This window comes from Pseudomonas sp. 15C, from assembly GCF_055484735.1.
Genome location: NZ_JBUDGD010000007.1, coordinates 22,144 through 36,938 on the forward strand (window position 1 = coordinate 22,144; position 14,795 = coordinate 36,938).

Annotated in this window: 17 protein-coding genes; all 17 read left to right on the forward strand. The window is 60.0% G+C overall.

The features are described 5' to 3' along the window. Positions 1-6: 6 nt before the first annotated feature. The 17 genes from fabD (at position 7) to ACYYKW_RS06100 (ending at position 14,756) form a co-directional block, all read left to right on the forward strand. Complete coding sequence (fabD, locus tag ACYYKW_RS06020) at positions 7-945, forward strand: ACP S-malonyltransferase (RefSeq protein ID WP_090285200.1); 939 nt, start codon at positions 7-9, stop codon at positions 943-945. Positions 946-961: 16 nt separating this feature from the next. Then, on the forward strand, positions 962-1,705 hold the full coding sequence (gene fabG, locus ACYYKW_RS06025; protein WP_090285198.1) for a 3-oxoacyl-ACP reductase FabG: 744 nt from the start codon (positions 962-964) through the stop codon (positions 1,703-1,705). Between the two features lie 196 nt (positions 1,706-1,901). Further along, positions 1,902-2,138: an acyl carrier protein gene (gene acpP / locus ACYYKW_RS06030; RefSeq protein WP_005892238.1), complete on the forward strand. Its 237-nt coding sequence runs from the start codon at positions 1,902-1,904 to the stop codon at positions 2,136-2,138. Between the two features lie 108 nt (positions 2,139-2,246). Then, complete coding sequence (gene fabF, locus ACYYKW_RS06035) at positions 2,247-3,491, forward strand: beta-ketoacyl-ACP synthase II (RefSeq protein WP_093099413.1); 1,245 nt, start codon at positions 2,247-2,249, stop codon at positions 3,489-3,491. Next, positions 3,491-4,306: an aminodeoxychorismate lyase gene (pabC, locus tag ACYYKW_RS06040; protein WP_093099415.1), complete on the forward strand. Its 816-nt coding sequence runs from the start codon at positions 3,491-3,493 to the stop codon at positions 4,304-4,306. The genes fabF and pabC overlap by 1 nt, the downstream gene beginning before the upstream one ends. A 3-nt stretch (positions 4,307-4,309) precedes the next feature. After that, positions 4,310-5,482, forward strand: a complete 1,173-nt coding sequence (mltG, locus tag ACYYKW_RS06045; RefSeq protein ID WP_093099418.1) for an endolytic transglycosylase MltG — start codon at positions 4,310-4,312, stop codon at positions 5,480-5,482. Between the two features lie 19 nt (positions 5,483-5,501). Then, on the forward strand, positions 5,502-6,134 hold the full coding sequence (gene tmk / locus ACYYKW_RS06050) for a dTMP kinase (RefSeq protein ID WP_090285190.1): 633 nt from the start codon (positions 5,502-5,504) through the stop codon (positions 6,132-6,134). Next, positions 6,127-7,110, forward strand: coding sequence for a DNA polymerase III subunit delta' (locus tag ACYYKW_RS06055; RefSeq protein WP_090285188.1), 984 nt, complete (start codon positions 6,127-6,129; stop codon positions 7,108-7,110). The genes tmk and ACYYKW_RS06055 overlap by 8 nt, the downstream gene beginning before the upstream one ends. 42 nt (positions 7,111-7,152) lie before the next feature. Further along, positions 7,153-7,509, forward strand: coding sequence for a PilZ domain-containing protein (locus tag ACYYKW_RS06060; protein ID WP_090285187.1), 357 nt, complete (start codon positions 7,153-7,155; stop codon positions 7,507-7,509). 12 nt (positions 7,510-7,521) lie between these two features. Next, positions 7,522-8,313, forward strand: a complete 792-nt coding sequence (locus tag ACYYKW_RS06065) for a TatD family hydrolase (RefSeq protein ID WP_336356352.1) — start codon at positions 7,522-7,524, stop codon at positions 8,311-8,313. Positions 8,314-8,663: 350 nt separating this feature from the next. After that, the gene (locus ACYYKW_RS06070) at positions 8,664-9,302 is read left to right on the forward strand and encodes a TetR/AcrR family transcriptional regulator (protein ID WP_090285183.1); all 639 of its coding nucleotides are present in this window, start codon (positions 8,664-8,666) and stop codon (positions 9,300-9,302) included. Between the two features lie 137 nt (positions 9,303-9,439). Further along, on the forward strand, positions 9,440-10,408 hold the full coding sequence (locus ACYYKW_RS06075; RefSeq protein ID WP_093099427.1) for a GTP 3',8-cyclase MoaA: 969 nt from the start codon (positions 9,440-9,442) through the stop codon (positions 10,406-10,408). 166 nt (positions 10,409-10,574) lie between these two features. Next, the gene (locus ACYYKW_RS06080; RefSeq protein ID WP_090285180.1) at positions 10,575-11,180 is read left to right on the forward strand and encodes a DUF4823 domain-containing protein; all 606 of its coding nucleotides are present in this window, start codon (positions 10,575-10,577) and stop codon (positions 11,178-11,180) included. 15 nt (positions 11,181-11,195) lie between these two features. Further along, positions 11,196-11,756 carry a DUF1285 domain-containing protein gene (locus ACYYKW_RS06085; protein ID WP_464989660.1) on the forward strand — a complete coding sequence of 187 codons (561 nt, stop codon included), beginning with the start codon at positions 11,196-11,198 and terminating at the stop codon, positions 11,754-11,756. Positions 11,757-11,948: 192 nt separating this feature from the next. Beyond that, positions 11,949-12,665, forward strand: coding sequence for a FadR/GntR family transcriptional regulator (locus tag ACYYKW_RS06090; protein ID WP_090285176.1), 717 nt, complete (start codon positions 11,949-11,951; stop codon positions 12,663-12,665). Between the two features lie 127 nt (positions 12,666-12,792). Beyond that, a complete protein-coding gene (locus ACYYKW_RS06095) occupies positions 12,793-13,668 on the forward strand; it encodes an SMP-30/gluconolactonase/LRE family protein (protein WP_464989661.1) in 876 nt (291 codons plus the stop codon). Positions 13,669-13,937: 269 nt separating this feature from the next. Beyond that, positions 13,938-14,756: an SDR family oxidoreductase gene (locus ACYYKW_RS06100; protein WP_093099434.1), complete on the forward strand. Its 819-nt coding sequence runs from the start codon at positions 13,938-13,940 to the stop codon at positions 14,754-14,756. Positions 14,757-14,795: the final 39 nt, after the last annotated feature.

Sequence of the window (14,795 nt, forward strand, 5' to 3'; positions counted from 1 at the left end):
TGTTACATGTCTGCTTCCCTCGCATTCGTCTTTCCAGGACAGGGTTCGCAGTCCCTCGGCATGCTGGCCGAGCTGGGCGCGCAACATCCGCTGATCCTCGAAACCTTTCAAGAAGCCTCTGCTGCGCTGGGCTATGACCTGTGGGCGTTGACCCAGCAGGGCCCGGAAGAGCTGCTCAATCAAACCGACAAGACCCAACCGGCCATTCTGACCGCCTCGATCGCCTTGTGGCGCCTGTGGCTGGCGGAAGGTGGTGCGCGTCCGGCATTCGTTGCCGGTCACAGCCTGGGTGAATACAGCGCGCTGGTCGCTGCCGGCAGCCTGACTCTGGCTGATGCGGTCAAGCTCGTTGAGCGCCGCGGTCAGCTGATGCAGGAAGCGGTTCCGGCCGGGCAGGGCGGCATGGCCGCCATTCTCGGTCTGGAAGATGCTGACGTGCTGGCCGCCTGCGCCGAAGCGGCGCAAGGTGAGGTCGTCAGCGCAGTCAACTTCAACTCGCCTGGCCAAGTGGTGATTGCCGGTGCCAAGGCTGCCGTCGAACGTGCCATTGAAGGCTGCAAGGCCCGTGGTGCCAAGCGCGCCATGCCGCTGCCGGTGAGCGTGCCGTCGCACTGCGAACTGATGCGCCCGGCCGCCGAGCGCTTTGCCGAGTCCATCGCCGCCATCGACTGGCAGGCGCCGCAGATCCCGGTCGTACAGAACGTCAGTGCACAAGTGCCGGCCGACCTGGAAACCCTCAAACGCGATCTGCTCGAACAGCTCTACAAGCCAGTGCGCTGGGTCGAGTCGGTGCAGACGCTGGCCGCCAAAGGCGCGACCGATCTGGTCGAATGCGGTCCGGGCAAGGTCCTGGCCGGTCTGAACAAGCGTTGCGCCGAAGGCGTTGCGACTTCTAACCTCAATACCCCAGATGCCTTCGCTGCCGCTCGCGCAGCGCAGGCCTGAATCAGGAGAAACTTGCATGAGTCTGCAAGGTAAAGTTGCACTGGTCACCGGTGCAAGCCGCGGTATCGGCCAGGCCATCGCGCTGGAACTGGGTCGTCAGGGCGCTATCGTTGTCGGTACCGCGACCTCCGCGTCGGGCGCCGAGCGCATTGCCGCGACCCTGAAGGAAAACGGTATCCAGGGCACCGGTTTCGAACTCAACGTCACCAGCGACGAATCAGTCAGCGCGGTACTGGCGGGCATTCAGGAGCAGTTCGGTGCGCCGGTGGCGATTCTGGTCAATAATGCCGGCATCACCCGCGATAACCTGATGATGCGCATGAAAGACGATGAATGGTACGACGTGATCGATACCAACCTGAACAGTCTGTATCGCCTGTCCAAAGGCGTTCTGCGCGGCATGACCAAGGCGCGTTGGGGTCGAATTATCAGTATTGGCTCGGTGGTGGGTGCCATGGGCAACGCCGGCCAAGTAAACTATGCAGCCGCCAAGGCCGGTCTGGAAGGTTTCAGCCGGGCGATGGCGCGTGAAGTCGGTTCGCGTTCCATTACGGTCAACTCGGTGACCCCAGGGTTCATCGACACCGATATGACCCGCGAGCTGCCTGAAGCACAGCGTGAAGCCTTGCAGACGCAGATTCCGCTGGGTCGTTTGGGGCAAGCTCAAGAGATCGCGTCCGTGGTCGCTTTTCTTGCATCCGACGGTGCGGCATACGTCACTGGGGCTACAATCCCGGTGAACGGTGGGATGTACATGTGAGTAAAATGTGACGGATTGCTTCAAAAAAATGTCATACGAGCTGTCTAAAATCCGTTATAAAGCTGCAATCTATTTATAGGCAGAGGGCTGCAGGGTTTGAGGAGTGAAGCTTTCAGTTGAAAAACTGAAAAGTCTTTCTATACACTTACCCACTGGCCAGCTGCCTGAATTTGTCCATTAGGAGTGAAAACAAGGTATGAGCACCATCGAAGAGCGCGTCAAGAAAATCGTTGCCGAGCAACTGGGTGTTAAAGAAGACGAAGTGGTCAACACCGCTTCCTTCGTAGAAGACCTGGGTGCCGACTCCCTTGACACCGTTGAGCTGGTGATGGCTCTGGAAGAGGAATTCGAGACCGAAATCCCTGACGAAGAAGCTGAGAAGATCACTACTGTACAAGCTGCAATCGACTACGTTACCAGCCACCAGGCGTAATAGTTTGTAATCGTTGCTTGCTGTCATGGAAAAACCGCACTGCCATCATGGCGTGCGGTTTTTTCTTTAGGCCTGATGCAAAATCGTCATTTGAAAAAGGAGAGTGCTGTGTCGCGTAGACGCGTCGTAGTCACCGGTATGGGTATGTTGTCGCCACTGGGCACGGATGTGCCGAGCAGTTGGCAGGGCATTCTGGCTGGCCGCAGTGGCATTGGTCTGATCGAACACACCGACCTTTCTGCCTATTCGACCCGCTTTGGCGGTTCGGTCAAAGGCTTCAATGTCGAGGAATACCTGTCGGTCAAGGAAGCGCGCAAGCTCGACCTGTTCATTCAGTACGGCCTCGCCGCAGGCTTTCAAGCTGTGCGCAACGCCGGGCTGGAAGTCACCGACGCGAACCGTGAGCGCATCGGCGTTGCCATGGGTTCGGGGATCGGCGGTCTGACCAACATCGAAGAAACCAGTCGTACCCTGCATGAGACCGGCCCACGACGAATTTCGCCGTTCTTCGTGCCAGGCTCGATCATCAATATGATTTCCGGTTTCCTGTCCATCCATCTCGGAGCACAGGGACCTAACTACGCCATCGCCACCGCATGCACCACCGGTACGCACTGCATCGGCATGGCGGCGCGCAACATCATGTACGACGAAGCCGATGTGATGATTGCCGGCGGGGCCGAAATGGCCGCGTGCGGTCTGGGCATGGGCGGCTTCGGCGCGTCCCGTGCGCTGTCGACCCGCAACGACGAACCGACCCGTGCCAGCCGTCCGTGGGACAAGGGCCGTGATGGTTTCGTGCTGTCTGACGGTGCCGGTGCGCTGGTGCTCGAAGAACTCGAGCACGCCAAGGCGCGCGGTGCGACCATCTATGCCGAGCTGATCGGTTTCGGCACCAGCGGCGATGCCTTCCACATGACTTCGCCACCGGCCGATGGCGCCGGCGCTGCACGCTGCATCACCAATGCACTGCGCGACGCGAAGATCAATGTCGATCAGGTGCAATACATCAACGCCCACGGCACCTCGACCCCGGCCGGCGACCTTGCCGAAGCCAATGCGATCAAGTCGGTGTTCGGCGATCACGCCTACAAACTGTCGGTCAGCTCGACCAAGTCGATGACCGGTCACTTGTTGGGTGCAGCGGGCGCGGTCGAGGCGATCTTCAGCGTGCTGGCAATCAACAGCCAGGTGGCGCCGCCGACCATCAACCTCGATGAGCCGGACGAAGGCTGCGACCTCGATTTCGTGCCACACACTGCGCGCACCATGGACATCGATGTCGTGCTGTCGAACTCCTTCGGTTTTGGCGGCACCAACGGCACCCTGGCGTTCCGCCGGTTCGCAGGCTGATGGACTGCTGGGTCGACGGTCAACCGGCTGACAGTCTGTCGCTGAAAGATCGCGGCCTGGCTTACGGCGATGGCCTGTTCGAGACCATCGCGGTACGTGGCGGCCGGCCGATTCTGCTGGCGCGGCACCTGACGCGTCTGGCCGAAGGCTGTGCGCGTCTTGCCATCGTCGCTGATATCGAACTGATCGGCGACGAGCTGCTGCGCTATGCGGCAGCTATGGGTGAGGGCGTGCTCAAACTCATCCTCACCCGTGGCGACGGTCAGCGCGGTTATGCGCCCGATCCGACGGCATCAGGCCGCCGCATTCTGCAAGGCAATCCTCCCGCTGCTTATCCCGCTGCCAACGCTGAGCACGGCATACGCCTGTTTCCCTGCAATACGCGCTTGTCCAGGCAGCCGCTGCTGGCCGGGCTCAAACACCTCAATCGACTCGAACAGGTACTCGCCCGCGCCGAATGGCAGGACAGCGAGCACGCCGAAGGCTTGATGCTCGACCGTACCGGGCGCGTTATTGAAGGTGTGTTCAGCAACCTGTTCATCGTGCGCGACGGCGTGTTGATAACTCCGGATTTGAAACGCTGTGGCGTGGCCGGTGTGATGCGTGCGGAAATTTTGTTTCAGGCCGAGTCATTGGCCATCCCCAGCCAAATCACTGATATCAGCCTGGAACAGCTGCAATGGGCCGATGAAGTGTTTGTCTGCAACAGCGTGTATGGCGTGTGGCCGGTACGCGCCTACGCTGCACTGAGCTGGCCGGCTGGCCCGCTCACCCGTAAACTGCAAACCCTTGCCCGCGCCCTATTGGATGCCTGATTTGTGAGACGTAAACTTTTGCTGCTGCTGGAAACCGGACTGGTTCTGGCAGGGCTGCTGTTGGGCGCCAGCGCCTGGAAGATTCACAGTGCGCTGGAGCAGCCACTGAACATCACCCAGGAAGAATTGCTGGATGTGCCGAAAGGCTCGACGCCGACCCGTACATTCCTTTCTCTCGAAACCGATGGTGTCATCAAGGACGCGTTCTGGCTTCGCGTGTACTGGCGCTTCAACCTCGCCGGCACGCCCATCCACAGCGGCGAATACCGCATGCAGCCGGGCATGACCGTCAACGGTCTGATCGACTCGTGGAAGCGCGGCGATGTAGTGCAATACAGCCTGACGCTGGTCGAGGGCTGGAATTTCCATCAAGTGCGCGCTGCATTGGCCAAGGACGAGAAGCTCGAACAGACCCTGAGCGGTCTGAGCGACAGCGACGTCATGGCGAAGATTGGCCATAAAGGCTTGTTCCCGGAAGGACGCTTCTTCCCTGACACCTACCGCTTCGTGCGCGGCATGTCCGATGCCGAGCTGCTGAAAAAGGCCTTTGCTCGTCTAGACGAAGTGCTGGCTAGCGAGTGGGAAAAACGTTCGACCGATGTGCCTTACAAAGAGCCGTATCAGGCGCTGATCATGGCTTCGCTGGTCGAGAAGGAAACCGGCGTACCGCAGGAGCGCGGGCAGATTGCCGGGGTCTTCGTGCGCCGCCTGGCGCTGGGCATGCAACTGCAGACCGACCCGACGGTGATTTACGGCCTGGGTGAGCGCTACACCGGCAAGCTGACACGCGCGCACCTGAAAGAACCGACGCCGTACAACACCTATGTGATTCCTGGCCTGCCGCCAACACCGATTGCGATGGTCGGACGTGAAGCCATTCATGCCGCGCTGAATCCGGTGGAAGGCACCAGCCTGTATTTCGTCGCCCGTGGTGACGGCAGCCACGTGTTCTCCGATGATCTGGATGCGCACAACAATGCGGTGCGCGAGTATCAGCTCAAGCGCCGTGCCGATTACCGCTCCAGCCCGGCGCCGGCAACAGCGCCGGAAACCCCGGCAAGCGAGGAAGCGATTCCGCCAGCCTCGCCCAATCCTGCCCCGGAGACACTGCCACAGGTTGCGCCGCAGGAGCCTGCGCCGGCACCGGATGCCGCTACCCCCGAAAACGCGCAATGACTTTGATTAAGGACTGCCTGTGACTGGCTTGTTTATTACCCTCGAAGGCCCGGAAGGTGCCGGCAAAAGCACCAACCGCGAATACCTCGCCGAGCGCCTGCGCGCCGCCGGTATCGAGGTTGTGCTGACCCGTGAGCCGGGTGGCACGCCACTGGCGGAGCGGATTCGCGACGTGCTGCTGGCCCCGGCCGACGAAGTCATGAACCCCGATACCGAACTGTTGCTGGTCTTCGCCGCGCGTGCGCAGCATCTGGCCGAGGTGATCCGCCCCGCGTTGGCTCGTGGCGCGGTGGTCCTTTGCGATCGTTTCACCGACTCGACATACGCCTATCAGGGCGGTGGTCGCGGCTTGTCGCTGGAACGCATCGCCACGCTGGAAAGCTTCGTGCAGGGCGATCTGCGTCCGGACCTGACGCTGATCTTCGACCTGCCGGTGGAAATCGGCCTGGCGCGCGCCAGCGCTCGTGGCCGGCTGGATCGTTTCGAGCTCGAAGGGCGGGCCTTTTTCGAGGCGGTGCGCAGTGCGTTCCTCAAGCGTGCCGAAGCCGATCCTGCGCGCTATGTACGGATCGACGCCGGTCAGCCACTGAGCAAGGTGCAACAATCGCTGGATACCCTGATTCCGAATCTGGTGGAGCTGAGCCGTGGCTGAGGCCTATCCGTGGCAGGACAGCCTCTGGCAGCAATTGGCCGGGCGTAGCCAGCACGCTCACGCGTATCTGCTGCACGGCCCGGCCGGGATCGGCAAGCGGGCTTTGGCTGAGCGTCTGATGGCCAGCCTGCTGTGTCAGCGTCCGACGCCGGAAGCTTGCGGCGAATGCAAATCCTGTCTTTTGCTCAAGGCCGGCAGCCACCCGGACAACTACATTCTCGAACCGGAAGAAGCCGACAAGGCCATCAAGGTCGACCAGGTACGCGATCTGGTCAGTTTCGTCGTGCAGACCGCGCAACTGGGCGGGCGCAAAGTGGTGCTGATCGAACCGGTCGAGTCGATGAACATCAACGCCGCCAACGCCTTGCTCAAGAGTCTTGAAGAGCCGTCCGGCGATACCGTGCTGCTGCTGGTCAGCCACCAGACCAGCCGTTTGCTGCCAACGATCAAGAGCCGCTGCGTGCAGCAGGCCTGTCCGTTGCCGGGTGAGGCGATGAGTCTGAAGTGGCTGGCGCAAGCGTTGCCGGAGTGTTCCGAAGACGAGCGTGTCGAACTGTTGACGCTGGCTGCCGGTTCGCCGCTGATGGCGGTCAGCCTGCAAGCCCAAGGCGTTCGTGAGCAGCGCGCGCAAGTGGTTGAAGGCGTAAAAAAGTTGCTCAAGGGCCAGCAGTCGCCGACGCAATTGGCCGAAGAATGGAAAAACATTCCGATGCTGCGTCTGTTCGACTGGTTCTGCGACTGGTCGAGCCTGATTCTGCGCTATCAACTGACTCAGGACGAGGCCGGCCTCGGTCTGCCTGACATGCGCAAGGTCGTGCAGTACCTGGCGCAGAAAAGTGCGCAGGGTAAAGTCCTCGATATTCAGGACTGGATTCTCGCCCAACGGCAGAAGGTGCTGAGCAAGGCCAATCTCAATCCGGCGTTGCTGCTCGAAGCATTGTTGGTGCAATGGGCGGGATTGCCTGGTCAAAGATAGAGATGTGTACCTAGACTCTGAAGATCAGCAGTGGAGGTGAACATGCTTGAACCGATCAGCCCCGGCCCGCGCAACGGCATCCTGTCCCTGACGATCAAGGACAAATCCGTGCTGTATGCCGCCTACATGCCATTCATCAAGAACGGTGGCTTGTTCATCCCGACCAACAAGAGCTACCGGTTGGGCGACGAGGTGTTCATGCTGCTCAACCTGATGGACGAGGCGGAGAAGATCCCGGTTGCCGGCAAGGTCGCCTGGATCACTCCCAAAGGTGCGCAAGGCAATCGTGCCGCCGGTGTCGGCGTGCAGTTTAACGATGGCGACGACACCGCGCGCAGTCGCATCGAAACCCATCTGGCCGGAGCGTTGAAGTCCGACCGTCCCACCCACACGATGTAAGTTGCCGTTTTTATGCTCGTAGATTCTCATTGTCACCTTGATCGCCTTGACCTCGCCGCCCATGACGGCTCGCTGGATGCTGCGCTCGATGCAGCTCGCGGGCGCGGCGTCGGACACTTTCTGTGCATCGGCGTCAGCGCCGACAACGCCGCCGACGTCAAAGCCCTCGCCGAACGCTACAGCGATGTCGATTGCTCGGTCGGCGTGCACCCGCTCGACGTCCAGCCCGGCGCGGCGCCGGCGCTCGACTGGCTGCTGCACGAGCTCGATCACCCGAAAGTGGTGGCAATCGGCGAAACCGGTCTCGACTACCATTACGAACCGGAAGCTGCCGAGCTGCAGCAGGCGTCGTTCCGCCTGCACTTGCAAGCCGCGCAACAGACCGGCAAACCGGTGATCATTCACACCCGCGGTGCCCGAGCCGATACGCTTGAGCTGCTGCGCGAAGCGGCATTGCCCCAGGCCGGTGTGCTGCACTGTTTCACCGAAGACTGGGACATGGCTAAAGCCGCGCTGGACATGGGTTATTACATTTCCCTGTCGGGCATCGTCACCTTCCGCAATGCCGACGCCTTGCGCGATGTCGCCAGCAAAGTGCCGGCGGATCGCTTGCTGGTGGAGACCGATTCGCCGTATCTGGCGCCGATCCCTTATCGCGGCAAGCCCAACCTGCCGCAGTATGTGCGCGAGGTGGCGGAATTTCTGGCGATGCTGCGCGGCGAGAACTATGAGCGCTTTGCCGAGCAGACCACCGAGAACTTCAAGCGTCTGTTCCCTTTGGCGAGTGTTAGATCTGCCCCGTAGCGGCTGGCCAAATCGCAGGCAAAAAAAACCCGGGTTCTGGGGGGTGAATCCGGGTTAAGACCATTAGGAGTAAAACAAAGGCACGCGGTCCGTTGGTACCTTTACCGGCGCGACACTTGGGGGAGATGTCGCCCGACAGTTCAAGTATTGATCAGTCTGGCGTGCAGTCCAGTAAGCCGGTCGGGGTTTTTAAACAAATTTGGAATACGTTTGCTTCAGTTGAGTTCTCATTGCCCCTGAAACGTTCGCAAAATGAACGGTAAACACAGAGATGGTCGATGATCCGTGCATTTTTGCGCAATTTAGGCATAATACGCGGCTTCGTATTTTGACCCTTCAGACCTTTTCTTATGCACAAAGAACCTCGTAAGGTCCGTGAGTTTCGTCGCCGCGAGCAGGAAATTCTCGATACCGCGCTCAAGCTGTTCCTCGAACAAGGTGAAGACAGTGTCACCGTCGAGATGATTGCGGATGCCGTGGGTATCGGCAAAGGCACGATCTACAAGCACTTCAAATCCAAGGCCGAGATCTATCTGCGCCTGATGCTCGATTACGAGCGCGATTTGAACGAGCTGCTGCATTCGGCTGATGTCGACAAGGACAAGGAAGCGCTGTCGCGCGCCTACTTCGAATTCCGCATGCGTGACCCGCAGCGCTATCGCCTGTTCGACCGTCTCGAAGAGAAGGTCGTCAAAGGCAATCAGGTCCCGGAAATGGTCGAGGAGCTGCACAAGATCCGTGCCTCGAACTTCGAACGCCTGACCCTGCTGATCAAGGGTCGCATCAGCGAAGGCAAGCTTGAAGACGTGCCGCCGTACTTCCATTACTGCGCGGCCTGGGCGCTGGTGCACGGCGCTGTTGCGCTGTACCACTCGCCGTTCTGGAGCAATGTGCTGGAAGATCAGGAAGGCTTCTTCCAGTTCCTGATGGACATCGGCGTGCGCATGGGCAACAAGCGCAAGCGCGACCCGGAAACGCCAAGCAGCTGAGCCATTCAGCAGCCTTATTGCGCCGTGAATTCGTTACATGTCGCAATACCGCAGGAATATACTCAGGCATAGGGCTTGCTAAAACTTGAATTCTAAGTCAAGTTTTAGCCGCTCGATTTTCCATCGCCGGAGTGATCATGATCGTTGACCGTCAAGGCAGGCGTTTTCGCAATTTGCGTATCAGCCTGACTTCCGCCTGCAATTACGCCTGTACCTACTGCGTGCCCAACGGCAAGCGGCTGGTGGCGGCGCAGGATGAACTGTCGGCCGAAGCCATGGCCCGCGGCGTGGCGTATCTGATCGAAGCGGCGGGCATTGAGCGCTTGCGCATCACCGGCGGCGAGCCGCTGGTCAGTCCCAAACTCGAATCGTTCATGAGCGCCGTCGGCAAGATGGGCCTGGACGACATCAGCCTGACCACCAACGGTCAGCTCCTGGCGAAAAAACTCCCCTTGCTCATTGATGCCGGCCTGCGCCGCATTAACGTCTCCCTCGATACCCTCAACCCGGCAGCGTTTCGCAGTATCGCCCGTGGCGGTGATCTGGCCAGCGTACTCGATGGCATGCAACAAGCTGCCGCGGCGGGCATGAAGATCAAGGTCAACATGGTGCCGTTGCGCGGGCAAAACCTCGATCAGGTGATGCCGCTGCTCGATTACTGCCTGGAACGTGGATTCGAGTTGCGTTTCATCGAGCTGATGCGCATGGGCCATCTGGCCAAGGACTCCAATGCGTTCCTGCAGCAGTTTGTCAGTCTCGAGCAACTGCTTAGCCTGATCGGCGAGCGCTACGAATATGCGCAGACCGACGCGCCGATCGATGCCACGGCGGTTCGTTATGCGATTCCCGGTCTGGGTAACTTTGGCGTGATCGCCAACGAAAGCGTGCCGTTCTGCCGGACCTGCTCGCGCCTGCGCCTGTCCTCGACGGGTTGGCTGCATGGCTGCCTGTCGTCGAGCAACCGCCACTATGTCGGTGATCTGCTCGACAAGCCGCGCCATGAGGCACTGCCGGCATTGCAACGCTTGCTGATCAAGGCGTTGGGGGACAAGCAGGAGGTGGCATTTTCCGGTGGTGCGACGGTCATGAAGATTATCGGCGGCTGACTGTCCTCATCGCCAGCGGGCTGGTTCCCACAGTGTTTTGCGCAATCCTGCAAGAGCCAGCCCGCTGGCGATGCGATCTACAAGTCAGCAATTTCCAGAGCTGGCGCAAAAGCTGCATTCAACGGCCATTCGCCGGTTTTCCGTCACCGGCCTTTGGAGGAATAGGATGCGTAGCCTGGTTTTGCTGCTGGCCGTTTTGGCGCTTGGCGGCTGTATGACTGTCAGCGATATGGCCGAAGGCACTCGCTACCAGATGAGTGATGCCGGTTTGCTGGACCACAGCGACAGCCGTCGCGTGAACAATTTCCGCATTCAGCCGGACTCGTTCATCTACATCGCTCAGGGCGCTTTTGCACCGCCGGGCGGTTCCTATCCGCGGCCTAACGTGGTCGCCGAAGAAGCCTTCAAGGGGTTCGTCGAATACTTCCCGATGGTCCGCCGCGCCCGCGCTCCCGAAGGCCTTGACCAAGCCATGGGCGAAGCTCGCGATGCCGGCGCGCATTACTTGCTGTACACGCGTTTCGCCAAGGCTGACGACCGTATCGGCAACTCCGATGAATGGCTCGATCAGGAAGCGGTCGACCGACTCGGTATCGACGGCGGGGTGATTCAGATCATGTTGATCGAGACCAGCACCCAGTATTTGATTGATACTGCACGGATCAAGAGTCGTGGCGGTTTACTGACGTTCCACGACAACAAGCCTGAAGACCTGATCGGCCCGCCACTGGCGCAATACGCACGCAGTCTGCTGGGGATCGGCAACCAATAACCGAAGGAGGACGCCATGAGTGGACCGCAAAAAGCCAATGACCTGTTGGGACAGATCCCAAAAACCAAAGGCCTGCCGCCGGTGCACTTGTGGAACCCGGACTTCTGCGGCGACATCGACATGCGCATCGCCCGCGACGGCACCTGGTATTACCTGGGCACGCCGATCGGGCGCAAGCCGATGGTCAAGCTGTTCTCGACGATCATCCGCCGCGACGGCGACGATTATTTCCTGATCACACCGGTCGAGAAGGTCGGCATCAAGGTCGACGACGCGCCGTTCGTGGCAATCGCCGTTGAGGTGGCAGGCGAGGGTGAAGCGCAAGTGCTGCGCTTCACCACCAACGTCGATGAAACCACCGAGGCCGGGCCCGAGCATCCGCTGCGTGTCGAGATTGATCCGACGACACAGGAACCCGCGCCTTATGTGCATGTGCGCACTAATCTTGAAGCGCTGATCCACCGCAACGTGTTCTACGAGTTGGTGGAATTGGCTGTCAGCCGTGAAATCGATGGCGAGCGCTGGCTGGGCGTGTGGAGCGGCGGCGAGTTCTTCCGAATCGGTCCCGAACCTTAAAACCCGTACCCCCTGTAGGAGTGAGCCTGCTCGCGATAGCGGTGAGACCGTCGACAGTGCGTTGACTGATACACCGCTATCGCGAGCAGGCTCACTCCTACATGGGTTTTGTATTCCAGCTGAAAATCTCGTTGACTGTTATTCGTATGATGATTAGCGTAAGCACCCATCGCGAACCGCTTTGAGGTGTTCATGTCCAGCAGCTTTCATGCGTCGACCGTTGACTGGCTGGGTAGCTGGATCGCCGCGGGCCAGGTGCGGCCGGGGCAGACCATCAAGGTCGAGGCGGATCTGGGCGAACAGCTCGGGGTCAGCCGCACGGTGATTCGCGAAGCGATCAAAACCCTCGTCGCCAAAGGCATGCTCGAAGTCGGGCCGAAAGTCGGCACGCGAGTCTTGCCGGTGCGGCGCTGGAACCTGTTCGACCCGCAAGTGGTCGGCTGGCTGTCGCGCAACGGTTTGCCGGAAAACTTCGTCGACGACCTGCTCGATCTGCGCCGCACCATCGAACCGATGGCGGTGCGCTGGGCCTGTGAACGCGCAACCCCGGAACAGATCGAAGCAGTGAAACTGGCCTATCACGCACTTGAACGCGCAGTCGACAGCGGCATCGATTACAACCGCGCCGATCAGGCCTTCCACGAATGCATTCTTGCCGCCAGCCACAATCAATTTATCGAACAGATGGTCCCGGCCCTCGGCGCGTTGCTCGCGGTATCGTTCGAAGTGTCTGCTGCCGACCCGGATGAACTGCGTCGCACGTTACCGATTCACAAGGACATGGCCGATGCCATCGCCGCCCGCGATTCAACGCGCGGGGTGTGGGCCTGCATGACCCTGATCGACAACGCCGATCTGGCGATAAAGCGGTTTTACCCGAAAGTCATGGCCGATAAAAAAGCCAGCTGACCACACAGATCCCTGTAGGAGTGAGCCTGCTCGCGATGAGGCCCGTCAGTTGATATCAACGTCACTGATGCACCGCGATCGCGAGCAGGCTCACTCCTACAGAAAACAACAATAATGGAGCCCTCAAATGCAGTGGACCGCCCTGACCGAACACCGCGCCCAGCTCGGTGAAGGTCCTTTCTGGGACGCGCCGACCCAGGCGCTGTACTGGGTAGATATCGCCGGCAAACAGGTGCTGCGTCTGATTGGCCAGAACGTGCAGATCTGGCAGATGCCCGAGCATGTGTCCGCGTTCATTCCGTGCAACAACGGCGATGCGCTGGTGACCCTGAGCAGTGGCGTCTATCGCCTCGACCTCGATTCGCCGGGCCTCGAACCGAAGCTGACGCTGTTCTGTGTCGCCGACCCGCAACCCGGCAACCGGCCCAACGAGGCGCGCTGCGATGCACGGGGCCGGTTATGGCTTGGCACCATGCAGAACAACATCGGCGAGCAGGGTGAAGACCTGCCGATTGTGCGCCGCTCCGGGGGGTTGTTCCGGGTCGATCCGGATCAACGCGTGACGCCGTTGCTGCTCAATCTGGGCATACCCAATACCCTGCTGTGGAGCGACGACGGCACGAAACTGCTGTTCGGCGACAGCCTCGACAGCGCGCTCAATCAATATTTCATCCGCACCGACGGCAGTCTCGACGATGCGCAGGTTTTTTATATATCCGATCAGCACGGCGGCCCGGACGGCTCGGCGATGGACGCTGAAGGTTACATATGGAATGCGCGCTGGGACGGCAGCTGTCTTCTGCGTCTGACGCCCGAAGGTGCGGTCGATCGCAAGATCGATTTGCCGATCAGCCGTCCGACCAGTTGCGTATTCGGCGGTGCGGACCTGAAAACTCTGTACATCACCAGTGCCAAGAGCCCGCAAAACCATCCGCTGGACGGCGCGGTGCTGTCGATGCGTGTCGATGTTGCAGGAAAGCTCTGTACGCGTTTTGCCGGTTAGATCTCATAATATGGGATGCGAAATTATATATTGAGATTATTTGGCGGTCGGGTTTATAGTCGGCTCCAGCAGTAACACGCACTCACACTTAAAAAGAACAAAACAGGTGAAGTGATGCAGCGAATATCCATCGCACTCCAGCGCGGAGTCCGTTTCTCGCCACGGCTTGAAGTCGTGGCGCGTACTTGCCTGTTCAATTCTTCAGGTCTTGCAAACCGGACATCGGTCGATGCCCGGTTTTTTTGCGCTTGCGAAAAAGGGGTCTGACCGTGGCTGAAGCGCTTACTCTGCCGCCGGTGCCCGCGCCACCTCAAGGAGAACGTCTGCGCGGCAAAGTCGTGTTGCTGACCGGCGCCGCCCAAGGCATCGGCGAAGCCATCGTCGCTGCGTTCGCCTGCCAACAGGCAAAACTGCTGATCAGCGACATCCAGGCGGAAAAAGTCGAAAACGTCGCCGCGCACTGGCGCGCCCGGGGTTATGACGTGCAAGCCATGCAGGCCGATGTTTCGCGTCAGACAGATCTGAATGCCATGGCCAAACGCGCCGTTGAGCTGCACGGGCGTATCGACGTGCTGGTCAACTGTGCCGGGGTCAATGTGTTCCGCGATCCGTTGCAGATGACCGAAGAGGACTGGCGCCGTTGCTTCGCCATTGATCTGGACGGCGCCTGGTACGGCTGCAAAGCGGTACTGCCGCAGATGCTTGAACAGGGCGTGGGCAGCATCATCAATATCGCCTCGACTCATTCCAGCCACATCATTCCCGGCTGCTTCCCGTATCCCGTAGCCAAACACGGTTTGCTCGGCCTGACTCGCGCGCTGGGCATCGAATACGCGCCCAAAGGCATTCGGGTCAACGCCATCGCCCCGGGCTACATCGAAACGCAACTGAACGTCGACTACTGGAACGGTTTCGCCGACCCGCACGCCGAGCGCCAACGCGCGTTCGACCTGCACCCGCCGAAACGCATCGGCCAGCCGTTGGAAGTGGCGATGACGGCGGTGTTTCTCGCCAGCGACGAAGCGCCGTTTATCAACGCTTCGTGTATCACCATCGATGGTGGGCGCTCGGTGATGTACCACGACTGAACAAACGGATTCGCAGCGCTGAACTACGCTTGCAATCCA